We start from the raw sequence: 23,930 nt of genomic DNA, 5'->3' as shown, positions 1-23,930 counted from the left end.
CATTCGTCTAGCCACCGACGCCGGCTGGCAGGCCTGGACAATCGGGGTCTATAGTCAGCGAACCCACTGGAGGATTGCGCCATGAGCGAGCACCCCGCCGATCGCCGCCGCTTCAAACGAATTGCGTTCGATGCCCAAACCGAGCTGATCCAGGGCGCGTTCATCTGGCCGGTGAAGCTGGTGGACCTGTCACTCAAGGGCTTGCTCATCGAGCGCCCCGATCCATGGCTGGGCAATCGCGATGAGGCGTTTTGCGTCGACATTCATTTGAGCGATGACGTCGAGATCACGATGGATGTGCAACTGACCCATGAAGAACGCGGACAACTGGGTTTCGTTTGCCGGCATATCAGCCTGGAATCCATCGAACGCCTGCGGCGCCTGATCGAACTCAATCTGGGCGATCCACAGGAACTCGAGCGGGAGTTGGGCGCCCTGATCGAAGTCTGAGCGCCCAGAGGCTTACTCGAACAACGCGTCGAGCGCCTGTTCCAGGCGCGTCACGGCGATGATCTTCAACCCGGCAGGCGCCTCTTTCGGCGCGTTGCCCTTGGGTACGATGGCGCGCTTGAAGCCATGTTTGGCGGCTTCTTTCAAACGTTCCTGGCCGCTCGGCACGGGCCGCACTTCGCCGGACAACCCCACTTCGCCAAACACCAGCAAATCATGGGGCAGTGGCCGGTTGCGCAGGCTGGACATGACAGCAGCCATCAAGGCCAGGTCGGACGCGGTTTCCAGGACTTTCACCCCGCCGACCACGTTGAGGAACACGTCCTGATCGTGGGTCGGAATGCCCCCATGGCGGTGCAGCACCGCCAGCAACATCGCCAGCCGATTCTGATCCAGACCCAGCGTGACCCTTCGCGGATTGGCCAGGTGGCTGTCATCCACCAGTGCCTGGACTTCCACCAGCATTGGCCGAGTGCCTTCCCACGTTGCCATGACCACACTGCCCGGCACTTCTTCCTGGGCTCGGGTCAGAAAGATCGCCGACGGGTTGGAGACCTCCTTCAAACCCTTGTCGGTCATGCCGAACACGCCCAGTTCATTGACTGCACCGAAGCGGTTTTTCACCGCACGCAGCAAACGCAAGCGTCCATCGGACTCGCCCTCGAAATACAGCACGGTGTCGACCATGTGCTCCAGCACTCGCGGGCCCGCCAGCGCGCCCTCCTTGGTCACGTGGCCCACCAGGAAAATCGCCGTACCGCTCTGTTTGGCATAACGTACCAGCAACGCCGCACTCTCGCGGACCTGGGACACGCCGCCTGGAGCCGATTGCAACTGTTCGGTGAAGATCGTCTGGATCGAATCGATCACCATCACCTTGGGCTTTTCCACCCGGGCGGTGGCAATGATGGTTTCGATGCAGGTTTCGGTCATGACCCTCAGTTGATCCTGCGGCAAACCCAGGCGCCGGGCACGCATGGCCACCTGTTGCTGGGACTCCTCTCCCGTGACGTACAGTGCCGACATCCCTTTGGCGATGTTGCACAGGGTCTGCAACAAAATGGTCGATTTGCCGATGCCGGGGTCGCCGCCGATGAGCACCACGGAGCCATCTACCAGACCGCCACCCAGCACCCGATCGAGTTCACTGGAAGCCGTGGAGAAACGCGGAATTTCCTCGACACTGACCTCCGCCAGCGTCTTGATCTGCGCCTGCTGGCCTGTCCAGCCTGTGCGACCACTGGGAGCAGCGGCACCACCACTCTCGACCATGGTTTCCGTCAGGGTATTCCAGGCACCGCATTCTGCGCATTGGCCGGCCCACTTTGGGAACGTTGCGCCACACTCGGTGCAGCCATACATGCGTTTGGCCTTGGCCATCTGAACTCCGGGGAAAATTGCGATGATAGCGCAGCTGGGCTGAATCGGCGCGTGCACTCCATAAATGAAACTTCACAGTAACGCCACGACTCTTTATTTGTGCATGTCACAGAGCAACAGCAAAAATTTGTACAACAGCCCGGTATACAGATCACCGCTGATTAACTACCTAAAGAAAAACTGTACAAAACTTCCGGAACACGAACAATAGATGTACAACATAAAAACCATAATAACCTTTCAATACATAAGGCTTATTTGATGGCACTTCAATATCGCCTTGATTATTTCAAGTAATCCCAACACACACGCCTGTCCTCCCCCACCATAAATGTAAAATAGTGTGAAGACAGGTTTTCAAACTTCACGAGTTCGTTGCGTCAGACTTATACAACCCAATGTTCGCCCGTGTATCAACGATGAACCAGTACAATGTCGAGAAAAGGACCGAGTGACAAGCAGGCCCGAGGCTGCCCTTTCTGTAAACTTTTTTCTGCCTGCCCGGTCGACTGCAGGCAAGACCTGCAAGCAGTTGTTTCGAGCGAGATGCCTTTGCCTGACTTACACTGCATTACCAACCTCATCTGTAACAAGGAAATACCTATGGGCGTAATAAGTGAGTTCAAGGCCTTCGCGGTCAAGGGAAACGTGGTCGACATGGCTGTCGGTATCATCATCGGTGCCGCGTTCGGCAAGATCGTTTCGTCGTTCGTCGGCGACGTGATCATGCCACCCCTGGGGCTGCTGATCGGCGGTGTGGACTTCAGCGACCTTGCCATAACGCTCAAGGCCGCCGACGGCGCCACCCCTGCGGTCATGCTGGCGTACGGCAAATTCATCCAGACGGTGATCGACTTCATCATTGTCGCCTTCGCCATCTTCATGGGCGTCAAAGCCATCAACCGTTTGAAGCGCGAAGAAGCTGTCGCGCCTAGCCTGCCTCCTGTTCCGACCAAGGAAGAGGAGTTGCTGGGGGAGATTCGCGACCTTCTCAAAGCCCAGAACCAAAGGCCTGAGTGACAGGATGCAAATAGTGACGGCGCCCTCCAGGCGCCGTTTTTTTTACCAGTAGGTTTCCACTGCCACTTGGCCGGGACGGCGGCTGAGGCTCAGGTTCATGTCGCGCTGTTTAAGCAGCTTGCGCGTGTCGTCGATCATCTGCGGATTGCCGCAAAGCATTACCCGGGAATGCTCGGCCGTCATGGGCACGCCCGCCACTCGCTCCAACTCGCCGTTATCCAGCAAGGTGGTGATCCGTCCGTTCAAGGCACCGGCGTGCGACTCACGTGTAACGGTGGGAATGAACTGCAATTTGTGCGCGTACTCGGCCAGGTAGTCTCGCTGCGCCAAGCCTGCAATCAAGTCCTGATAAGCCAACTCTGCCCCTTCACGCACGCTGTAGACCAGCAGGATTCGCTCGAACCGCTCCCACACCTCGAAATCCTGCAGGATCGACAGGAACGGCGCCACTCCAGTGCCCGTGGCCAACAACCAGAGGTCACGGCCGTCTACGAAACGATCGAGCGTGAGGTAACCAAAGGCCTGGCGCTCGACCAACAAGGTATCCCCCACGCCAAGGCGGCTAAGCTCACTGGTAAATTCCCCCCCGGAACCACGATGGAAAAGAACTCGAGGAACTCGTCAAAAGGCGAGGAAACCATGGAGTAAGCCCGCCATACCGTGCTGCCATCGGGCTTGCTGACCCCCAAACGCGCGAATTGCCCCGCACGAAAACGGAATCCCGGATCCCTCGTTGTGCGCAGCGTGAACAGGTTCGGGGTCAACGGGCAGACATCGAGCAGGGTCTGCTGGGTGAATTTTTCGGCGCTGGCAGTCATGGGGCGCTCCATTGGACAGGTAGTACCAGTGTCCCGCAAAGCAGATGAATTAAACACCTTCGTTTTGTAATGACTTTAAGGGTCGCGCCTGAAATATCACTGCTCTTTGAATAACCGTTAGAGTGGTTACTCGGTTAATGGAGGAACCCCTTAATATTAAAACCACCATAGAATGCAATAGAACTGGATAATTAATTTAAAGGGTTTCGGTAAACGAAAAAATCTCACCCAATTGTAAGAAGCATCCTACAATCCGACAACGTGCAGGATCTCGGATCCAAAGTGCACCCTATAAGAGAGATATCTGGAGAATCGTGATGGAACGATGGAAGGAGTACCAACTCACTCAACTGTCGTGCACGACGGATATAGATTCCGCATACCGCAGCGCACTCGGCTTTGCTCAGAATATCGGATTTAAATTTTTCGCCTTTTCAGCGACTTGGAAAACCAAACACAATCAGTCCAGTACTATTGGACGGCATAATTTCCCGCCAGGATGGAGCACCGAGTATGCGAACGAAACCTTCAGCTCGATTGATCCGGTAATAGCACATTGCAACCACTCAATGTTGCCCGTGTTGTGGACAGAGCAACTGTTTGCCAACACGCCAACACTTTGGGAAGCGCTTGAAGCGCACGGCATCCAGCACGGTTGGTCCCAAGCGTTGCATGACGAAGAAAGCGGCCTGTGCAGTATCTTCAGTCTGTCGAGGAGCGATTGCCCGATCACCCCTCTGGAACTCTACGAAAACCTTGGATTTTCAGTATTCATGGGGCGCCACCTGCACCAATTGGCGTTGCAATCGTTGCCCATGAAACCACCAGCACCCCACCTGTCCGTTCGGGAAGTCGATGTGCTGAAATTGGCGGCAGCGGGCAAGACCGCAGATGAGAGCGCCAGAATCCTCAATTTGAGCCCGCGCACGATCCATTTCCATATTCAGAGCGCCATCGAGAAACTCGGTGTCAACAATAAGATCTCCGCGATCATAGCGGCCATCAAGGCGGGTTACCTCAACAGTCCGTCGATCCCAAGCTGATGAAAACCTGCAAGTAATCCAGAAGAAAAAAACGTACCATTTGCGACGCCTCCAGAGTGTTGAACGTGTGACTTTTCACGGCGCTGTACACTCGGACGGTTTCGCCCGCTCCGACGCCCCTGGGCCGCGGGATACCCGTTGATCACCCAGAGCCCCGCCCCATGCCCTTGCTCGAAACGCCTTTCGCCCGACTTGACCTGATCCGCCAGCCGGAGCAGCAGAATGAACCGCTGCAAGCATTTGATGCGGCAGACGAATACCTGCTCAATTTCCTGGCGGAGCAACAACCCTCGCTGGACACTCGCGTTCTGGTGCTCAACGATAGCTTTGGTGCATTGGCCGCAAGCCTTGTGGGCAACGTTCAGGTCACCAGCAGCGGCGACTCGTTTCTGGCATTTCAGGGGCTGGAAAAAAACCTGGCCCGTAACGACCTGGCGTTCGATGCCGTGCCGAAGGTTCCTGCCAGTGAAAGCTTCACCGGGCCGTTCGACCGGGTATTGATCCGAGTTCCCAAGACGCTGGCTCTGCTGGAAGAACAATTGATCCGCCTGCAAGCACAACTGGCGCCCGGGGCCCAGGTCATTGCCGCCGCCATGATCAAGCATTTGCCACGTGCCGCCGGGGATCTGCTCGAACGCTACATCGGCCCGGTGCAAGCCTCGCTGGCGGTGAAAAAAGCGCGACTGTTGATCGCTACGGCCGAAGCCAAACCCACGTCAGACTCGCCCTATCCGACACGCTATCGACTCGACACGCCAGCGATCGAACTGCTCAACCATGCCAACGTGTTTTGCCGGGAAGGCCTGGACATCGGCACCCGGGCATTTTTGCCGCACTTGCCCAACGATCTCGGCAGTGCACGGGTGGCTGATCTCGGTTGCGGTAATGGCGTACTGGCCATTGCCAGCGCGTTACAGAACCCGCAAGCGCACTACACGCTGGTGGATGAATCGTTCATGGCCGTGCAATCAGCCGTCGAGAACTGGCGCGCTGCGCTGGGTGATCGAGAAGCGGTCATGCGTGCCGGCGATGGCCTCGCGGGCCAGGAGCCGCAATCGCTGGACGTGGTGTTGTGCAACCCACCTTTCCACCAGCAGCAAGTGGTGGGCGACTTCCTCGCCTGGCGTATGTTCCAGCAGGCGCGCGAAGCGCTGGTGGTGGGCGGAGCCTTGTACATCGTCGGCAATCGCCATCTGGGGTATCACAGCAAGTTGGCGCGCCTGTTCCGCGGTGTCGAGCAAGTGGCGGCCACCCCCAAGTTTGTGATCCTCAAGGCCCGAAAATAATCCCGCGCAAAAAAAACCCTCCAATGTTGGAGGGTTGAAAATCCGTGCCATAAGGCATCGGGATGGGATGAATTCAATGGGTTGAAAGGCCCGCAGCATTCATGAACAGGCGCATCAGGCTCGCGACGACGAACAGCGCCAGCACGCTGCCAGCCCAGATCATCGCCAACCAACCCAGGCGCTTCCACAGCGGCTTTTTCTCGGCGGCCTCGATTTCCTGCAAGGTGTGTTTACCGGTCATGGCGTTGCGCTCCCCTGTCTTGGAGGTGGATGGCGTCTGCATGACGCCATCTCGAACAGCTGGCTAGTGATACCCATCTTCATGGGTGACCTTGCCGCGGAACACGTAATAGCTCCAGAAGGTGTAACCCAGGATGAACGGAATGATGAATAACGTGCCAACCAGCATGAAGCCCTGGCTTTGTGGTGGCGCAGCCGCGTCCCAGATCGAGATCGACGGCGGTACGATGTTCGGCCAGAGACTGATGCCCAGCCCGCTGTAACCCAGGAAGATCAGCACCAGGGTCAACAGGAACGGCGTGTAATGTGCGTTGCGAGCCACGGCTCGGATCAGCCCGTACATCGTCACCAGCACCAGAATCGGCACGGGCAGGAACCAGAACAGGTTCGGCAATGTGAACCAGCGCGCAGCGATTTCGGTATGGGCCAGCGGCGTCCAGACGCTGACGATGCCAATCACCGCCAACAGCACGAAGGCCAACGGCCGCGCCAGATCATGCATTTGCTCCTGTAACTTGCCTTCGGTCTTCATGATCAACCAGGTGCAACCGAGCAACGCATAAGCCACCACCAGTGCTGCCCCACAGAACATCGTGAACGGCGTCAGCCAGTCCAGTGAGCCACCGGCAAACTGACGGTTGACCACCGGTAACCCGTCGATGAATGCACCCAGGGCAACACCCTGGAAAAACGTCGCCGCTACCGAACCGCCAATGAAGGCCTTGTCCCAAAGATGACGTTTCTCATCCTTGGCCTTGAATCGGAACTCAAACGCCACCCCCCGAAAGATGAGCCCGATCAGCATGAAGATCAGCGGCAGGTACAACGCTGAGAGCACCACCGAATAAGCCAGTGGAAACGCTCCGAACAACGCTGCGCCGCCCAGGACCAGCCAGGTTTCATTACCGTCCCAGACCGGCGCAACAGTGTTCATCATCACGTCGCGGTCGGTCTTGCCTGGGATGAACGGGAAAAGAATCCCGATGCCCAGGTCAAAGCCGTCCATGACCACGTACATCATGATGCCGAAGATGATGATCACGGCCCAGATCAGCGGAAGATCAATACCCATGATTCAAATCTCCTTGTTCAGGCTGCGAGGGTCATCACCATCAAGGCCGTCATCGTCAGCGGCGGACAGCGGACGAGCCGGCGTGCGTTTTTTGCCTGGACCACCGTCTTTGGTTTCCTTGCCTTCATCCGTGGTCGGCCCCTTGCGTACCAACCGCATCATGTAGCTCAAACCGGCACCGAACAGCGCGAAATACACCACCACGAACAACACCAGGGTGATGCTCATCTGTATGACGCTGTGATTGGACGACGCATCCGCCGTGCGCATCAGGCCGTAGACCACCCACGGCTGTCGCCCGATTTCAGTGGTGAACCAGCCCGCAAGAATCGCAATCAGGCCGGACGGCCCCATCCATAGCGCCAGATAAAGGAATGGTCGGGACGTGTACAACTTGTCGCTTTTGCGCAGCCAAAGGCTCCAGAGCCCCGTGAAGATCATCAGAAGCCCCAGGCCGACCATGACCCGGAACGACCAGAACACGATCGTCGAATTCGGCCGGTCTTCAGGCGGAAACTCTTTGAGGGCCGGCACCTGCTTGTCCAGGGAGTGCGTGAGTATCAGGCTGCCCAGGTATGGAATTTCGACGGCGAATTTGGTTTTTTCCTCTTTCATGTCCGGCCAGCCGAACAGGATCAGAGGGGTCGCTTCGTCGCCCTTGTTCTCCCAATGGCCCTCGATTGCGGCGATTTTCGCTGGCTGGTGTTCAAGCGTGTTGAGCCCGTGGAAGTCGCCGATGACAGCCTGGATGGGGGCGACGATCAACGCCATCCACATCGCCATCGACAGCATCTTGCGAATCGCCGGGTTGTCCTTGCCGCGCAGCAAGTGCCAGGCCGCCGAGGAGCCGACGAAGAACGCCGTGGCAACGAATGCCGCCGTGGCCATGTGCATCAGGCGGTAGGGGAAAGACGGGTTGAAGATAACCGCGAACCAATCAGTCGGGATCACTTGGCCGTTGACGATTTCAAAGCCCTGGGGCGTTTGCATCCAGCTGTTGGACGCAAGAATCCAGAAGGTCGAGATCAGCGTACCGATAGCAACCATGACCGTGGAGAAAAAGTGCAGATTGCGTCCCACCTTGTTCCACCCGAACAGCATCACCCCCAGGAAACCGGCTTCGAGGAAGAAGGCCGTGAGCACCTCGTAGGTCAGCAATGGGCCAGTCACCGATCCGGCGAAGTCCGAAAACCGGCTCCAGTTGGTACCGAACTGATAGGCCATCACCAACCCGGACACCACGCCCATGCCAAAATTGACGGCAAATATTTTCGACCAGAAGTGGTAAAGGTCCCGGTAGGTATCGTTGTTGGTCTTCAGCCACAGGCCTTCGAGCACCGCCAGGTAACTCGCCAGGCCGATGGTGATGGCCGGGAACAGGATGTGAAACGAGATGGTGAACGCAAACTGAATCCGGGCGAGTTCAAGCGCCTCCAAACCGAACATAAGTCTTCCTCTGTCAGGTAATACGGGCTGAAGGCTTGCGGCCTACATCCACTGCCCCCACGGATATGGAGTGTGGCGAATTTCAATTCGTTCTTTTTTTAGCTGCATCACAACGTGGGGATTCTGGCCATCCGGCCGCCGGACCAATTCCGGAAAAGGCATTGATCTGGATCAAGCTTGTATCAAAGAGTAGTCCGATTTTCGGCGATGGACGGTGTGGTCTTTTGCCGCGTGACAGGTTGCCTCATAGGATTTGAAGAGATAGATGTCTTGCTAACAAATTTTTCACAGCGGCAACTTTTGGTTACAGGTAGGTGATAATCTCGCCGTTCCCTTTGCTCAAGATCTGCCTCTGATGCCCAGCCAAGCGCCTTTGCTGTTACGTCATCATCGTCCTTTCATTGCGTTCTGGCTGGCCCGGGTTTTTACCGCCAGCGGCTTCCAGATGCTCACCGTGGCCATCGGCTGGAACCTTTATCAGCTGACCGGCAACGTGCTGGACCTGGGCTTGGTCGGCCTGGTGGAGTTCGCTCCCCGGGTTCTGTTCATGCTGCACACCGGGCATGTCGCGGACCGATATGACCGACGCAAGGTCGCGGCGATCTGCCAGTCGCTGCAAGCGCTGATCGCATTGACCTTGGCCATTGGTGGGGCCACGGGCCACGTCACCCGGGAAATGATCTTCATCCTCGCGTTCCTGCTCGGTGCGGCCCGCTCGTTCGAGATGCCGACGACCCAGGCGCTACTGCCGAGCATCGTGCCCCCCGCGTTGTTCCCCCGAGCCGTCGCCGCGGCGCAGTCGGCGCAACAATCGGCGACCATCGTCGCCCCGGCTCTCGGCGGCTTGCTCTACGCCTTTGGCAGCGTCTGGGTGTATGGGCCGACCGTTGTTCTGTACGTCATCGCCTGCGCGTTGATGCTTAACCTGCCGGCTCGGCAGACACCGCTGAACAAGGGCAAGGCGACCCTGGACTCTCTGCTGGCCGGCATTCGCTTCATCCGCAGCCGTCCGGACATTCTCGGCGCGATTTCCCTGGACCTCTTTGCCGTGCTGCTGGGCGGAGCAACCGCGCTGCTGCCCGTGTTCGCCAAGGACATCCTGCTGACAGGGGCGTGGGGGCTAGGTCTGCTGCGCTCGGCTCCTGCGGTGGGGGCATTGTTGATGTCGCTGTGGCTGGCGCGGTTCTCCGTGGATCGCCATGTCGGTCGGGTGATGTTTACCGCTGTCGGCGTGTTCGGGGTCGCGACCATCGCCTTCGGCCTCTCGACTTCGTTCTGGTTTTCCCTGGCGGTCCTGGTCGTACTGGGCGCGGCTGACATGATCAGCATGGTGATCCGGGCCTCCTTCGTGCAACTGGAAACACCGGACGAGATGCGCGGCCGGGTCAGCGCCGTGAATGGCCTGTTCATCGGCGCCTCCAACCAGTTGGGCGAGTTCGAATCCGGCGTCACGGCCCATTGGTTCGGCACCGTGCCGGCGGTGGTCATGGGCGGACTTGGTACATTGGTAGTGACCGGGGTCTGGATCAAGCTGTTCCCGACCCTGGCCAATCGTGACCGCATGCATGTGCCGGCTGAAGAAGCCAAGGTCTAGAGCAGCTTGTCGAGGGTGATGGGGAAGTCCCGCACCCGCCTGCCGGTGGCGTGGTAGATGGCGTTGGCGACCGCCGCCGCCACCCCGACAATGCCGATCTCGCCAACGCCCTTTGAACCCAGCGCATTGACAATTTTGTCGTGTTCTTCGACGAACAGCACGTCAATGTCGCCGATATCGGCGTTCACCGGGATGTGATACTCGGCCAGGCTGTGGTTCATGTGCCGCCCCAATGCATGGTCGGTTTGTGTTTCCTCGTGCAACGCCATGCCGATACCCCACACTACCCCGCCCAGGATCTGGCTACGCGCCATTTTCGGATTGACCACCCGACCTGCGGCGATGGCGCTGACCACGCGATTGACCTTCACCGAACCCAAATCCTCGTCCACCAGCACTTCCACAAACACGGCGGAATGGGTTGCAGTGGCGTAGGCTTCACGTTGTTGATCAGGTTCGGCATCTACCTGGACCTCAATCAGCGCTTCACCGCTGCTTCGGACCAGCTCGGCAAGATCGATTTGTGCTTCACCAAACGACAAGTGGCCCGCTTCGAAAACAGCCTGCTCAGCTGTTACGCTGGTGAATTGCGCCGACGTCTGACGCGCCACGGCCAGCAGTTTTTCCTTCAACGCCTCACAGGCCTGCTGCACGGCCGTGCCGACCGACGATACGGTGAACGAGCCACCCTGCAAGGGTGCCTTCGGCAATGAAGAGTCGCCGAGGACAAAGGTGACATTTTTCAAAGAGACGCCTGACGCTTGCGCCGCGATTTGCGTCATCACCGTGTAGGTTCCGGTGCCGATGTCAGTGGTCGCGCTGCTGACCGTCAGCTTGCCCTGTTGATCGAGCGATGCCTTCGCACTGGCCTTCTGCTGCATCGCCTCCCAGACGCCACCGGCCATGCCCCAACCTACCAACTGCTGGCCCTGACGCATGCTGCGTGGCTCAGGATTGCGCTGGTCCCAGCCAAAACGCTGGGCACCCTGGGCATAACATTGACGCAACGCCTTGCTGGAGTAAGGTTTGTCCTCGTTCTGGTTGCGCTCGGCGTAATTGAGCAAGCGCAATTGCACGGGATCAATCGCCAATGCGCAGGCCATTTCATCCATCGCACACTCCAGGCCGATGAGCCCCAGCGCCGCACCGGGAGCGCGCATGTCCAGTGGCGTATAAACGTCGAGTGGCAGCAGCTTGTAGTCCAGCTGCACATGGTCGCAGTGATAAAGCATGCCGCTCCACTCAACCACATGTTCAGTGAAGTCTTCGAACCGCGAAGTCTGGCCAATGGCGGTGTGCGCCAGGGCGAGCAAACGCCCGTTCGCAGCTACGCCCAATTGCAGGCGTTGCAGGGTGCGCGGGCGATAGCCGAAGGTGAACATCTGCTGGCGAGTGAGGGTCACGCGGACGGAACGCTTGAGATGTAACGCCGCCATCACCGCCAACGGAAGCTGGTATTGCGGACGCAGGCCGGACCCGAACGCCCCGCCGACATAAGCTGCGAATACTCTGACCTGATCCTTCTCCAGGCCAAATACCTTCTGCACATACGACTGACAGTTCTGCGTGCCTTGCGTCTTGTCGTGAATGTGCAGGCTGCCATCGGCCTGGTAAAGCACCGTACTGGCATGCGGTTCCATCGGATTGTGGTGTTCGATCGGCGTGCTGTAGTTAAGGTCCAGACTCAAGGCGGCACCGGCAAACTCAGCCTGAAAATTCCCACGAGGTTTTGGCAGTTCGGCTGGCGCCGGATAGGCTTGGCCTCGCAGGCTCAACAGATCGGTCTGGTGTGGTTCGGCTTCGTATTCAACGGTGATCAATGAGCCGGCATGCCGAGCCAGTTCCAGGTTATCCGCGACTACCAACGCCAGGGGCTGTCCGCTGTACAACACTTTGTCGTTGTACAGCGGGCGAAACGGAGATCCTTCGGCCGAATCCGCGTCTTCGTAAGGCTCGTCGTAGCCGGCGACGCCTGGCCGATTGGTGTGGTCGATCACCGCGACCACGCCGGGCAACGCCAAGGCTTTCGACGCATCGATGCGGATCACGCGGCCGCAGGCGATATTGCTGGAAACGACACTGCCGTGTAGCAACCCCTCTTCGGGAAACTCCCCGGCATAACGTGCCTGGCCGGTGACCTTGAGGCGTCCTTCGACGCGATCCACCGGTTGCCCCACAGGTTGGGTAGAAGTCTTCATCAGGCGTGCCCTCCCTTCGCGGCAGTGCTCAGGGCGCGAATGATGGCTCGGCGCGCCAGTGCCACTTTAAAAGCGTTGTGATCCAGAGGTTCGGCGTTCTGCAGCAAGGCATTGGCCGCAACGCTGAAGGTTTCCTGCGTGGCTGCCTTGCCCACCAGGGCGGTCTCTACCGCTTCATCGCGCCAGGGTTTATGCGCCACACCGCCGACCGCCAGGCGTGCCTCACGAATGACCGGCCCAGATAAATCAAGTGCCGCCGCGACTGATACCAGGGCAAAGGCATAGGACGCACGATCCCGGATTTTCAGGTAATGGCTGTGCTCGGCAAAACCTGCCGCTGGCAGCTCGATTGCCGTCACCAGCTCGTCATCCGCCAGTTGGTTATCCCGCTCAGGGGTATCGCCTGGCAGGCGGTGGAAATCGGCGAACTCAATGCTGCGTACACCGCTGCGCCCCTGGACGTGGACCGTCGCGCACAAGGCGGCGAGTGCAACACACATGTCCGAAGGATGCGTAGCCACACACTGCGAACTGGCGCCCAGAATCGCGTGAATACGGTTGAGTCCTGCCCGCGCCGGACAGCCACTACCCGGCTCGCGCTTGTTACACGGCACACTGGCGTCATAGAAGTAATAGCAGCGCGTACGCTGCAACAAATTGCCGCCCGTGCTGGCCATGTTGCGCAATTGCGGGGAGGCGCCCGCAAGTATTGCCTGCGACAGCATTGGGTAACGTTGTTCTATCAAGGGGTGCCACGCCAGGTCGGCGTTGCTGACCAACGCGCCGATCATCACCCCGCCCGTGGCTGTTTCACTGACTTCGTTGAGTGCAAGCCCGGTGATGTCGATCAGTTGCGCCGGGCGCGCGACGTTTTCCTTCATCAAGTCCAGCAGGTTCGTACCGCCTGCGATGAAGCGCGACGCCGGACCGGCGAGTTGAACGGCCTCTTGCACTGAGGCGGGCTTGCTGTAATGGAAAGGGTTCATTGGCCACCTCCCTGCCCGGCGCGTTGACGGCAGGCTGGCAGCGCTTCCTCAATCGCTGCACGGATGTTGCTATAGGCGCCACACCGGCAGAGGTTCCCACTCATCATTTCGGCAATCTGCGCACTGGATTGCGCCCGTCCTTCAGTGGCCAGGCCCACCGCCGAGCAGATTTGCCCTGGCGTGCAATAACCGCATTGAAAGGCGTCGTGCTTGATAAAGGCTTGCTGCATGGGGTGCAACTCGTCACCGCTGGCCAGGCCTTCAATGGTGGTGACTTCGGCCCCCTCGCACATCACTGCCAACGTCAGGCAGGCATTTACGCGCTTGCCATCGCGCAGCACCGTGCAGGCGCCGCATTGGCCGTGATCGCAGCCCTTTTTCGTGCCGATCAAGTCCAGTTGCTCGCGCAGCATATCCAGCAGTGTGATCCAGGGCAGGACTTCAAGCCGGACCTCCTTGCCGTTGAGTATCAGCGCCAACGGATGACGGACAAACGACGGCGGCGTCGCGTCAGGAAGGGTCGCGTTCATATACACCTCACGGTTGGTCGTACGTTCGCGGCGTTTTCGCAAACCGCCGTCATAAGGGGTACGACTTCGGGGGTGTTTGAGCGTTCAAGGAGATTGATCAGAGGATAACCAGCCCGCCACCTGGGCTTCGCACGCCCGCACCTTTCGCGGGTACTGCATGGTCATGCACGGTCAGCACGGACCCTGTGATCTCTGGCAAGCAGAGCAGCGGGAGCAGCCGGTCATCGAACGGCTCGCTGTTCACGCCTGTCTACACCACCAATTCCCCCGCCACCGCCGCTCTTATGGCTTTGCCGCAAAGTTGTTCCACCAGTGTCAGGGCAAACTCCAGAGCGCTCCCCGAGCCCTGGGCCGTTACGCAGTTGCCATCGACCACCACCGGTTGATCGACGAAGTTGCAGCCTGACAATTGGTGGCTGATTGACGGCAGGCAGGTCATGCGGCGCTGGCGCAAGGCGCCGCTCGCTTGCAACGCCAAGGCCGGAGCTTCGCCGATACCGGCGAACAGTCGACCCGCCTTCACCTGATCCTTGATCAATTGTTGCAAGGGTTGATGGGCTGATAGATGTTGCGCACCTACCGCTCCCCCAGGCAATGCGATCAGGTCGAAAGGCTGGGCCAGTACATCGACCAGCATCGCATCAGCTGTGATGCGGGTGCCGCGGGCACAGGTGAGCATGCGTCGCCCTTCGATACTGGCGACTACCACTTCTACCTTTGCGCGGCGCAAGACGTCGACCAGGGTCACGGCTTGCAGGTCGTCGATGCCCTCGGCGAGGGGAATCAAAGCTCTATAGGTCATGGGCGAAATCCGCAGGATGATCCTTAAAGCGTAGCCAGCTTTGCTGACCCTTGTTCAAGCGCGCCGTTACTTGATGTAAAGCTGCGTCGACATCGTGTTGCCCGGCGCGTTGATGGAGGTGTTGCTGAAGGTGAAGGTGCCTTCCTGCTTGCCGGCCAGATCAAAGACGTACAGGTAGCCGACAGTTCTTCTGCCAACCGTGCATTCGGTCAGGTTGCCGTTATCGAAGGCGCAGACCGGCGTGCGCGTACCATTGACCGTAAAACCGTCGAGCCCGACCTGGGCTGCGCGCCCGTAACCGACCTCCAGCACATAGACCTTGATGTTCGGCCCACTGTGATCGCAGCGAGTCCGTTCCTGCCTTGGATCGATGCTCTCGAAACCACAGGCCGGCGATTCGACCTTGAGCACCTTGACCTGGCTCAACGGCGCAGCCGAAGCAGCCATAGCGGCCTGCCCTCCCAGCGAGAAGGCCGCGAAAGCGCCGAACAAGGTGATCCAACTCTTTTTCATGTCATTCCCGCCCCCAAAATCCAGCGCGCAGTATGGCGCACTTGGCTTTAACGCAAAACATCGACGACGATCACCGCCTTAAGCAGCCACAACGCTACGCTGCTGGTATGATGCGCGGCTTTTTCCGACCCGCAGAAAAATCCCAGGCATCTGGAACGGTCTGTGCTTTGCTGTTGAGGTCGATACATTCACGGCGCCGGGCGCGCCACGGGGAGCAGACATGCTGGAAAGGCTGTTTCAACTCAAGGCACACAACACCAATGTGCGCACCGAAATACTGGCGGGCATCACAACCTTCCTGGCCATGGCCTACATTCTGTTCGTCAACCCGAGCATCCTCGGCGAGACCGGCATGGACAAGGGCGCCGTCTTTGTCGCGACCTGCCTGGCAGCCGCCATCGGCTCCACGGTCATGGGCCTGATCGCCAACTACCCGATCGCCCTCGCGCCGGGCATGGGCCTCAATGCCTTCTTTACCTACACCGTGGTCCTGCACATGGGTCATACCTGGCAAGTGGCGCTGGGGGCGGTGTTCATTTCCGCGGTGCTGTTCTTTCTGCTGTCGATCTTCCGCATCCGCGAATGGATCATCAACAGCATCCCGCTGCCGCTGCGCTCGGCGATCGCCGCCGGTATCGGCCTGTTCCTGGCGCTGATTGCCCTGCACAACGCCGGCATCGTCGTCAGCAACCCGGCAACCATGGTGGGCCTGGGTGACCTGAAACAACCGGCACCGATCCTCGCGACGCTCGGCTTTGCCTTGATCGTTGCTCTCGAAGCCCTGGCCGTTCGCGGCGCCGTGTTGATCGGCATTTTGACCGTGACCATCGTTTCGATCCTGATGGGTTTTACCGAGTTTGGCGGCGTGACGTCGATGCCGCCGTCGCTGGCGCCGACCTTCCTGCAACTGGACATCAAGGGCGCACTGGACATCGGCTTGGTCAGCGTGATCTTCGCCTTCCTGTTCGTCGACCTGTTCGACAACTCCGGCACCCTGATCGGCGTTGCCAAGCGTGCCGGCCTGATGGGCAAGGACGGCCACATGCCAAAAATGGGCCGCGCGCTGATCGCCGACAGCACCGCGGCCATGGCCGGCTCGCTGCTGGGCACGTCGACCACCACCAGTTACATCGAATCGGCCGCCGGCGTCAGTGCCGGGGGCCGCACCGGCCTGACCGCTATCGTGGTTGCGATCCTGTTCCTGCTGGCGCTGTTCTTCTCGCCGCTGGCCGCCAGCGTCCCCGCTTTCGCCACTGCACCGGCGCTGCTGTTCGTCGCCGTACTGATGACGTCCGGCCTGGCCGAAATAGACTGGGAAGACATCACGGTAGCCGCGCCAGTGGTAGTGACCGCCCTGGCCATGCCATTCACGTACTCCATCGCCAATGGCATCGCTTTCGGCTTTATTTCGTGGACCGCGATCAAGTTGCTTTCCGGTCGTGGTCGTGAGCTGAACCCGGCGCTGGTGATCCTGTCGATTCTGTTCGTGATCAAGTTGGGTTGGTTCAACGCATGACTTTTGATTCCCAGGCTTACGCCGTCCAGCTCGAAGAAAAAGCCACGCGTCTGCGTGGCCTGCTGGCACCTTTCGATGCGCCCGCGCCTGCGGTGTTCGACTCACCGCTGAAGAACTTCCGCCTGCGCGCCGAGTTCCGCCTGTGGCGTGAAGCCGGCGAACGCCATTACGCAATGTTCTCCCAGGAAGACAAACGCACGCCGATCCTGATCGAAGAATTCCCGATTGCCAGCCTGCGCATCAACCAATTGATGCCCCAGCTCAAGGCCGCCTGGCAAGCCAGTTCGGCCCTGAGCCACAAGCTGTTTCAGGTGGAGTTCCTAACCACCCTGGCCGGCGACGCGATGATCACCTTGTGCTATCACCGCCCTCTGGATGAGCATTGGCATGCAGCAGCATCGAAGCTGGCGGCCGACCTGAACGTCAGTGTAATCGGTCGTTCCAAGGGCAAACGCGAAGTGATCGGTCACGACTACGTGGTCGAACAGCTCGAGGCCGGTGGCCGCACATTCAGCTACCGCCAACCGGAAGGTGCATTCACGCAGCCCAATGGCACGGTCAACCAGAAGATGCTCAATTGGGCCTACGATGCATTGGGCGAGCGCACTGACGATTTGCTGGAGCTGTATTGCGGCAATGGCAACTTCACCCTGCCCCTCGCGACTCGCGTGCGCAAAGTGCTGGCCACCGAGATCAGCAAGACCTCGGTCAACGCAGCCCTGAGCAACCTCAGCGACAATGCTGTGGATAACGTCACGCTCGTGCGCCTTTCCGCCGAAGAGCTGACCGAAGCGCTTAACGAAGTCCGTCCGTTCCGTCGACTGCACGGCATCGACCTCAAGAGCTACGAGTTCGGCAGCGTCTTCGTCGACCCGCCACGTGCCGGCATGGACCCGGACACTTGCGAACTGACCCGACGCTTCGACAATATTCTGTACATTTCCTGCAACCCGCAGACCCTGGCGGACAACATCGCCCAGTTGCACGACACCCATCGCATCACCCGCTGCGCGATGTTCGACCAGTTTCCGTGGACCCACCACATGGAATCCGGGGTGTTGTTGACCCGACGTTGATTGCCACCGTGCACTACAAACCAGCCGTCATTGCGACGGCTTTTTTGTGCGCGCTCATTCGGTGACTTCTGTCTTTCGCGGACGCCCGCCCTTGCGACCGTTGGCCCGGGCGGCCTCGGCCTTGGCAGCGCTGCTCTGGCGCCCATTGCGCGAGGCGACCACTGAGGCCGCCATGTCCATCAACGGCTTGCTCGCCGAGATCAACCCGGCGATGGACACCTGCAGATCCTTGCCTTCATGACACAAGGCAGTCCCGGAAAAACCGACGGTCAACCCCGCGAAATCATCGACCTCGAAATCATCGAATTCCACATAATTGCGCACGGGCAGCAGTACGCCACTGCCATCGATGAAACCGAGCACCAGGCACGGTTCTGCAAACGTCACCGACGTGACTTGCAAACTGTTTTTGCGGCGCATTTGCCCACGCTGAATGGCCTCATCCAGCAAGGACTCGGTGACGGGTCGATCAACCAGCGTCCCGGCTTCTATTGTTTTCATAGTTGGATCTCCACCCCTTGCGCAGCGCCCAACAGCGCCAGCAGGGTCTTGTTTGTCTCGGGCTCATAGCAGGCCGAGTCAATCATGTAGGTCGTGGTGGCAATGCGTTTCACCACCACGACTTCGCTGGTCTGCCAGTCCCACACCTGATGGTCGAGGCAGACCGTTTGCAACTTGTCCCACCAGACCGAACGGGCACGTCGCAAATGGGCCGGCTGCCCGAGTGCGAGACGCAAGCCTTCCAGAACAGCTACAGGCGGCCGGTTGTACACGGGAACCACATCCCACAGTTCGACGCTGTTATGCCAGTAGCTGAACTTGAAGCGTGCGCTCCAGGCACCGGCGTCCACATGTGCATGGGGCGGACAATGTTCATCGCGCAACATGATCACGACCGAAAGGCCTTTGTAGCTGAACAATTTCATACTAACCCATCCGTTAGGTTATTGAGTCCGGAGACTGATCTTTCCATGAGAAATCCGATAATCGGCGTCGATCTGCGCTCGTCGATCGTCATTCAGGCTAGCTGTCGATGCCCTGGTGAGCCGGACGATTGCACGCAAAAATGGTAAGCAATCCTTTCGGTTATTTGATAAACACTGCGTCAGGTTCCCAATTTGATCCCCGGTGTAATCAATCATGCAGCGCACATTCGACGATCTTCAGCTAGGTAGCATCGAACTGTTTTGCCTGGCCGCCGAGGCCGGCAGCTTTACCGCTGCGGCGCTGGTGGCAGGCGTTACGCCGGCAGCGGTGAGCCGCTCGGTATCGCGCATGGAGGAACGGCTGGGGGTCCGCTTATTCGCACGCACCACCCGCAGCGTGAAAATGACAGACAGCGGCCGCCGGTATTACGAGGAGTGTCGTCAGGCATTGGCACAACTGGTCGAGGCTCAACGCGAGGTGATGGGCCAACAGCAGGAGCCTTCAGGCACCTTGCGCATCAGCATCCCCACCACCTATGCCCATCACCGCATCCTGCCGTTGCTCCCGGCCTTTCGAGAACGTTTTCCCCAGGTCAAAGTCGAGTCGCACATCAGCAACCGCAACATAGACTTTGTCGGCGAAGGCTATGACATGGTCATCCGCGTGCGGGCGATTCCAGACTCCGGCCTGATCGCCCGCCAACTGGAAGATGCAGAACTGGTGATGATCGCCGCCCCCGCCTACTTGGCGCGCGCGGGCACGCCGCAGACCCTGGATGACCTCAAGCAGCACGAGTGCATTCAATTCGAGCTACCCAGCAGCGGACGGCGCATCGCTTGGTTATTCAATGAAAACGGGGGGCAGCGCGAGATTCTCGCCGAGGGCAATCTCAGTTGTTCCGACGACGTTCTGGGCGGGGTAACCCTGGCAAAACACGGGGCAGGCCTGTTTCAGACCTATCGGTTTATTGTCGAGAAGGAATTGGCCGACGGGTCTCTGGTGGAAGTTCTCAAAGCCTACGGCGGCCGTTCGCGTCCTTTCACCCTGCTCTACCCGCAAAGCCGTCATATGCCTTTGCGGCTCAGGGCATTTATCGACTTTCTCCTCGAACAACTGCCACGCTGAACGAAAAATCTTCAGGCTTGCAGATAGCGCAACACAGACTCGCAAATCATCTGCCGATGACGCTGCTTGATGCGCTCGTCCGGCAACTCGATCTCGAAGATCTCACCGACCGTGTGCCGGTTCGACACACGATAGAAACAGAACGAGCTGATCAACAAATGCACATCCAGCGGCTCGAGCCCCGAGCGGAACACACCTTCCAGCGCGCCTCGCTGCAGAACCTCACCCAGTGAATCGAGGATAGTGCTGTTCATCGCCTTGATCGCATCGGAGCGTTTCACATACTCGGCGTTGTGAATGTTCTCGATGCTGACGATGCGCACGAAATCGACATTGCGATCATGGTGATCGAAGGTGAATTCGACCAATCGCCGAATCGCGTCGACCGGCGCCAGTTCGGCCAGGTGCAGGCGATTTTCGGTGCTGCGAATGTCGCCGTAGAGTTTCTCCAGCACCTCAAGATACAACTGCTCCTTGCTGCCGAAGTAGTAATAGATCATGCGCTTTGAGGTGTGGATACGCTCGGCGATCGCGTCGACACGGGCTCCGGAAAGGCCCTGCTGGACGAACTCGACAATGGCTTCCTGAAGAATGTTCTCGCGGGTCTTTTCCGGGTTGTTCTTGCGACTTTTGCGAGGCTCGGCCAAAGGTTCGTCCGGCGCTGCGGAAAGATCTGAAATCACGGTCATCGCGGGCTCACGGCCATCACTGTACAAGCTGGCGATTATGAGCCGCGTCGCAAAGCGAAGGAAGCTGCGCGGCGCGGGTTTAGCCTCACGCTTACCAATTTCCTACAACTTCGCCTGACGAATCGCACCGTGAGCGTCGACCGGCTGCTCCCATAAGGGTCAATACGGCCCGCAAGCCATCTTTCTACCGCCGACTCTGCTGCCACGCTGCCGCCAACCCACTGCAACAGATCACCGCAATCCCGATCACCGTGGTCAGGGTCGGGGTGTGGGAGAACAGCAGCCAACCCAGCAAACCGGCGAAGATGATCTGGCAATAGCCGAACGGCGCCAGCAGCGCGGGCGCGGCGAAGCGAAACGCCTGGGTCAGAAACAGATGCGCCGTCATCCCGCAGGCCCCCAGCGCCACCATCATCAAGCCATGCGTCACGCTGGGCACTTGCCAGAAGAACGGCACCAGCGCGCTCATCACCAGGGTGTTGCACAACCCGGCAAAGAAGTTGCTGGTTGTCGGGCTGTCGACGCTGCTGAGCTTGCGGGTCAGCAACTGATAGAAGCAGAAAAACATCGCCGAGCAGAACGGCAGCAACACCGCCGGCGTGAACAGATCACCGCCAGGGTGAACAATGATCAGCACCCCGATAAATCCACAGATGACGGCGATCCACTGTCCCCGGGTGACACGCTCCTTCAGTAACGGCACCGACAGGGCCGTTACCAGTACCGGCGCAAGAAAGTTGACCGCCGTGGCTTCCGCCAATGGGATGTACAGCAGTCCAGTGGTGAAGAACAGACTGGTGCCCAGCAGGCATAACGCCCGTATCAACTGCAGCATCGGCCGTTTTGTGCGCAGGACTCGCAGCCCGGACTGTGGCAGGAAAATGCCAGCCATCAATAAGGTGTGAACCACATAACGCGCCCAGACCACCATGACGATGGGATAGAACCCGGACAGGTATTTCGAGAAGGCGTCATGACTGGAGAAGAGGAAGGTAGCGAAGACTATCAGCAGAATCCCTTTGAAGGGCTGGTTTACACCGGAAAGCGGGGTGCTGACGGTCATCAGGTATTCCTTGTGTTCCACAGATCATAAAGACATTGCGAACCCGCGACGTCGTACGCATACCGTAACCGTGACGGGGCCGCTTTGGCCAGATGTTCCAGCCGATTATCAAACGAAGATAAAAACCCCGCGCTTAAGGGAATTTGAGGGGCGATCCATGTTCCTACAAGTCGACGATGCGCACCGGTGCGGTAAAAGCCGGACGACCGGACTGGCGCCACTCCCACACAGCAGCAACACTCATCCCACGGACCAGCAGAGGATTCCCACATGCTATGGAGAAAAGGCAGGCGCAGCGACAACGTGGTCGACGCCCGTGGCGATAACATCGGCAGTGGTGGGGGCGGCATGCGCTTCGGTGGTGGCAAGGGGCTGAGCCTGACGGCAATCCTGCTGATTGTCGGGATCGGCTGGATCACTGGCCAGGACCCGCTGCAGATCCTCGGACAACTCACCGGCCAGATGAGCGAGCAATCGGCACCCACCTCGACGCAAACTCGCCAGGCGCCACCGGCCAACGATGAAGGCGCGGAGTTCGTGCGATCGATCCTGGGTGACACCGAAGACACCTGGCGCGATATCTTCCAGCAAGCTGGTCGTCAGTATAAAGACCCGACCCTTGTGCTGTTCAGCAGCCGGGTGAACTCGGCGTGCGGTCTTGCCACGTCGGCGACCGGCCCGTTCTATTGCCCGGCAGACCAGAAGGTGTACCTGGACACGTCATTCTTCCAGGAAATGTCGCAACGCTTTGCCGCCGCAGGCGACTTCGCCCAAGCCTACGTGATTGCCCACGAAGTCGGACATCACGTTCAGACCTTGCTCGGTGTTTCGGCGAAAATTCAGGCCGCCCGCCAACAGGGCCGGCAAATGGAAGGCGATGGTGGTTTGCTGGTGCGTCAGGAGTTACAGGCGGATTGCCTGGCCGGCGTGTGGGCCAATCATGCACAGAAACGCCTCAACTGGCTGGAGCCGGGTGACATCGAGGAAGCCTTGAACGCCGCCAACGCCATCGGCGACGACCGTTTGCAGCAGCAGGGCCAGGGCCGCGTGGTACCGGACTCCTTCACCCATGGCACATCAGCGCAAAGAGTGCGCTGGTTCAAAACCGGATTTGCGCAAGGCCAGGTGGGCCAGTGCGATACCTTTGCGGCGAAAAATCTGTAGATGAAAAAGTGGCTGTTGATCCTGTTGTTGACCACTGCAAGTACCCAGGCTGTCGGGCAGGGAGTCAAGGAAATCAGCCCCGGACGCTTGTTGTTGAAAGAAGGCGAGATGGCAGTGGGCATCGGTCCGGCGCCCGGGAAAATCGAGCGCGTGCTGATCGTCCTCCATGGGCGATTGCGCAATGCCGAAACCTATCGCCAGAACGCCGAGCGCGCGACGGAGCAGGCGGGACAAAGTGCCAATACCCTGGTCATCGCCCCGCAGTTTCTCAATGAAACCGACGTGGAACGCCATCCTGTGGCCGACACCGTTCTGCGCTGGCAGGGCAATGACTGGATGGCCGGCGGCTCATCCACCGCACCTTTCGCCCTGAGTTCCTATGCTGCGCTGGATCAGATCATCGCCCGGCTCGGCGATCGCCGGCAGTTTCCCGATGTGAAGGATGTCGTGATTGTCGGCCACTCCGGCGGCGCCCAGGTGGTCCAGCGCTATGCATTGCTCAGTCATGACCAGCCAGAACTTCAGGCGGCGGGTGTGCACGTGCGCTACGTCATTGCCAACCCGTCTTCCTATGCTTATTTCGATGAACGACGGCCCGTAGCCTTCAGCCATGCCGGTTGCCCGGCGTTCAATCGCTGGAAGTATGGCCTGTCGGATTTACCGGCCTATGCCGAAGGACAAACGCCTGCGCAACTGGAGGAAAACTACGTTCAGCGCGACATCGTTTATCTGCTGGGCCAGCAGGACATCGATCCGAATCATCCGGCACTGGACAAGGGTTGCGAAGCCAGGGCCCAGGGCGCCAACCGACTGGCCCGTGGACGCAACTACTTTGAATACCTCAAGCGCCGTCATCCCCAGGGGTTGAATCAACAACTGGTGGAAGTGCCTGGGGTTGGTCACAACGGTGGAGAGATGTTGATGTCGGTGGAAGGGCAAAAAGCCTTGTTCGATCAGTGAAAAAGCTCGCGAGCCTGCTCGCGATGGGACCT

General features: G+C 59.1%; 23 protein-coding genes and 1 pseudogene. 10 read left to right on the top strand and 14 right to left on the bottom strand.

The annotated features are described in order from the left end of the window. Positions 1-81 precede the first annotated feature (81 nt). Entirely contained in the window at positions 82-450 is a 369-nt protein-coding gene (locus AB4O36_RS00445; protein ID WP_460140872.1) for a PilZ domain-containing protein, read from the top strand. A gap of 12 nt (positions 451-462) precedes the next feature. Here AB4O36_RS00445 and radA read toward each other — a convergent pair whose 3' ends face one another. Continuing rightward, a complete protein-coding gene (gene radA, locus AB4O36_RS00440) occupies positions 463-1,830 on the bottom strand; it encodes a DNA repair protein RadA (RefSeq protein WP_460120691.1) in 1,368 nt (455 codons plus the stop codon). Between the two features lie 603 nt (positions 1,831-2,433). Here radA and mscL point away from each other — a divergent pair. Beyond that, complete coding sequence (mscL, locus tag AB4O36_RS00435) at positions 2,434-2,850, top strand: large-conductance mechanosensitive channel protein MscL (RefSeq protein WP_460120689.1); 417 nt, start codon at positions 2,434-2,436, stop codon at positions 2,848-2,850. Positions 2,851-2,892: 42 nt separating this feature from the next. Here mscL and AB4O36_RS00430 read toward each other — a convergent pair. Then, positions 2,893-3,668 (bottom strand): annotated as a pseudogene (locus AB4O36_RS00430) (ferredoxin--NADP reductase). A 317-nt stretch (positions 3,669-3,985) separates the two neighbouring features. Between AB4O36_RS00430 and AB4O36_RS00425 the strand changes: the two are divergent. Together AB4O36_RS00425 and AB4O36_RS00420 are read left to right on the top strand one after the other, a co-directional pair. After that, on the top strand, positions 3,986-4,711 hold the full coding sequence (locus AB4O36_RS00425; protein WP_460120685.1) for a LuxR family transcriptional regulator: 726 nt from the start codon (positions 3,986-3,988) through the stop codon (positions 4,709-4,711). A gap of 161 nt (positions 4,712-4,872) precedes the next feature. Further along, positions 4,873-5,997 carry a methyltransferase gene (locus tag AB4O36_RS00420; protein WP_460120683.1) on the top strand — a complete coding sequence of 375 codons (1,125 nt, stop codon included), beginning with the start codon at positions 4,873-4,875 and terminating at the stop codon, positions 5,995-5,997. A gap of 73 nt (positions 5,998-6,070) precedes the next feature. Here AB4O36_RS00420 and AB4O36_RS00415 read toward each other — a convergent pair whose 3' ends face one another. The 3 genes from AB4O36_RS00415 to AB4O36_RS00405 all read right to left on the bottom strand — a co-directional run bounded on the left by AB4O36_RS00415 (position 6,071) and on the right by AB4O36_RS00405 (position 8,755). Further along, positions 6,071-6,238 (bottom strand): DUF2474 domain-containing protein, encoded by a 168-nt coding sequence (locus AB4O36_RS00415; protein ID WP_460126889.1) that lies wholly within the window; start codon positions 6,236-6,238, stop codon positions 6,071-6,073. Positions 6,239-6,301: 63 nt separating this feature from the next. Beyond that, positions 6,302-7,309, bottom strand: coding sequence for a cytochrome d ubiquinol oxidase subunit II (gene cydB / locus AB4O36_RS00410; protein ID WP_460120681.1), 1,008 nt, complete (start codon positions 7,307-7,309; stop codon positions 6,302-6,304). Between the two features lie 3 nt (positions 7,310-7,312). Next, positions 7,313-8,755: a cytochrome ubiquinol oxidase subunit I gene (locus AB4O36_RS00405; protein ID WP_460140871.1), complete on the bottom strand. Its 1,443-nt coding sequence runs from the start codon at positions 8,753-8,755 to the stop codon at positions 7,313-7,315. A 355-nt stretch (positions 8,756-9,110) separates the two neighbouring features. On the opposite strand from AB4O36_RS00405, the gene AB4O36_RS00400 reads away from it, so the two are divergent. Further along, positions 9,111-10,349: an MFS transporter gene (locus tag AB4O36_RS00400; protein ID WP_460120677.1), complete on the top strand. Its 1,239-nt coding sequence runs from the start codon at positions 9,111-9,113 to the stop codon at positions 10,347-10,349. Here AB4O36_RS00400 and AB4O36_RS00395 read toward each other — a convergent pair. From AB4O36_RS00395 to AB4O36_RS00375, 5 genes are all read right to left on the bottom strand, one after another. Beyond that, complete coding sequence (locus tag AB4O36_RS00395; RefSeq protein ID WP_460120675.1) at positions 10,346-12,547, bottom strand: xanthine dehydrogenase family protein molybdopterin-binding subunit; 2,202 nt, start codon at positions 12,545-12,547, stop codon at positions 10,346-10,348. The two genes, AB4O36_RS00400 and AB4O36_RS00395, sit on opposite strands and share 4 nt — an antisense overlap. Continuing rightward, positions 12,547-13,533, bottom strand: a complete 987-nt coding sequence (locus tag AB4O36_RS00390) for an FAD binding domain-containing protein (protein ID WP_460120673.1) — start codon at positions 13,531-13,533, stop codon at positions 12,547-12,549. Before AB4O36_RS00390 ends, AB4O36_RS00395 begins: the two co-directional genes overlap by 1 nt. After that, on the bottom strand, positions 13,530-14,063 hold the full coding sequence (locus AB4O36_RS00385) for a (2Fe-2S)-binding protein (RefSeq protein WP_460120671.1): 534 nt from the start codon (positions 14,061-14,063) through the stop codon (positions 13,530-13,532). The genes AB4O36_RS00390 and AB4O36_RS00385 overlap by 4 nt, the downstream gene beginning before the upstream one ends. A gap of 250 nt (positions 14,064-14,313) precedes the next feature. Further along, the gene (locus AB4O36_RS00380) at positions 14,314-14,865 is read right to left on the bottom strand and encodes a DJ-1 family glyoxalase III (RefSeq protein ID WP_460120669.1); all 552 of its coding nucleotides are present in this window, start codon (positions 14,863-14,865) and stop codon (positions 14,314-14,316) included. 66 nt (positions 14,866-14,931) lie between these two features. Further along, entirely contained in the window at positions 14,932-15,378 is a 447-nt protein-coding gene (locus tag AB4O36_RS00375; RefSeq protein WP_460140870.1) for a DUF4879 domain-containing protein, read from the bottom strand. Between the two features lie 220 nt (positions 15,379-15,598). Between AB4O36_RS00375 and AB4O36_RS00370 the strand changes: the two genes are divergently transcribed. Then, positions 15,599-16,894, top strand: coding sequence for an NCS2 family permease (locus tag AB4O36_RS00370; RefSeq protein ID WP_460120666.1), 1,296 nt, complete (start codon positions 15,599-15,601; stop codon positions 16,892-16,894). Beyond that, positions 16,891-17,970 carry a tRNA (uridine(54)-C5)-methyltransferase TrmA gene (gene trmA / locus AB4O36_RS00365; RefSeq protein WP_460120664.1) on the top strand — a complete coding sequence of 360 codons (1,080 nt, stop codon included), beginning with the start codon at positions 16,891-16,893 and terminating at the stop codon, positions 17,968-17,970. The genes AB4O36_RS00370 and trmA overlap by 4 nt, the downstream gene beginning before the upstream one ends. A 54-nt stretch (positions 17,971-18,024) precedes the next feature. Here trmA and AB4O36_RS00360 read toward each other — a convergent pair whose 3' ends face one another. Then, on the bottom strand, positions 18,025-18,471 hold the full coding sequence (locus tag AB4O36_RS00360) for a DUF2442 domain-containing protein (protein WP_460120662.1): 447 nt from the start codon (positions 18,469-18,471) through the stop codon (positions 18,025-18,027). Further along, a complete protein-coding gene (locus tag AB4O36_RS00355; RefSeq protein ID WP_460120660.1) occupies positions 18,468-18,896 on the bottom strand; it encodes a DUF4160 domain-containing protein in 429 nt (142 codons plus the stop codon). The genes AB4O36_RS00360 and AB4O36_RS00355 overlap by 4 nt, the downstream gene beginning before the upstream one ends. A 214-nt stretch (positions 18,897-19,110) precedes the next feature. On the opposite strand from AB4O36_RS00355, the gene AB4O36_RS00350 reads away from it, so the two are divergent. Next, entirely contained in the window at positions 19,111-20,022 is a 912-nt protein-coding gene (locus tag AB4O36_RS00350) for a LysR family transcriptional regulator (protein ID WP_460120658.1), read from the top strand. An 11-nt stretch (positions 20,023-20,033) separates the two neighbouring features. Here the strand turns inward: AB4O36_RS00350 and AB4O36_RS00345 are convergent, their stop codons facing one another. Continuing rightward, positions 20,034-20,711, bottom strand: a complete 678-nt coding sequence (locus tag AB4O36_RS00345) for a TetR/AcrR family transcriptional regulator (protein ID WP_460120656.1) — start codon at positions 20,709-20,711, stop codon at positions 20,034-20,036. A 184-nt stretch (positions 20,712-20,895) separates the two neighbouring features. After that, positions 20,896-21,774: a DMT family transporter gene (locus AB4O36_RS00340; protein ID WP_460120655.1), complete on the bottom strand. Its 879-nt coding sequence runs from the start codon at positions 21,772-21,774 to the stop codon at positions 20,896-20,898. Between the two features lie 270 nt (positions 21,775-22,044). Here AB4O36_RS00340 and ypfJ point away from each other — a divergent pair, with 270 nt between their 5' ends. Both ypfJ and AB4O36_RS00330 read left to right on the top strand, forming a co-directional pair. After that, the gene (gene ypfJ, locus AB4O36_RS00335; protein ID WP_460120653.1) at positions 22,045-22,938 is read left to right on the top strand and encodes a KPN_02809 family neutral zinc metallopeptidase; all 894 of its coding nucleotides are present in this window, start codon (positions 22,045-22,047) and stop codon (positions 22,936-22,938) included. Next, positions 22,939-23,898, top strand: a complete 960-nt coding sequence (locus AB4O36_RS00330) for an alpha/beta hydrolase (protein WP_460140869.1) — start codon at positions 22,939-22,941, stop codon at positions 23,896-23,898. Positions 23,899-23,930 lie beyond the last annotated feature (32 nt).

The organism is Pseudomonas sp. S2_E01, from assembly GCF_054668365.1.
Note: the sequence above shows the minus strand (reverse complement) of the source record. Positions and strands in the feature narration are given on the sequence as shown.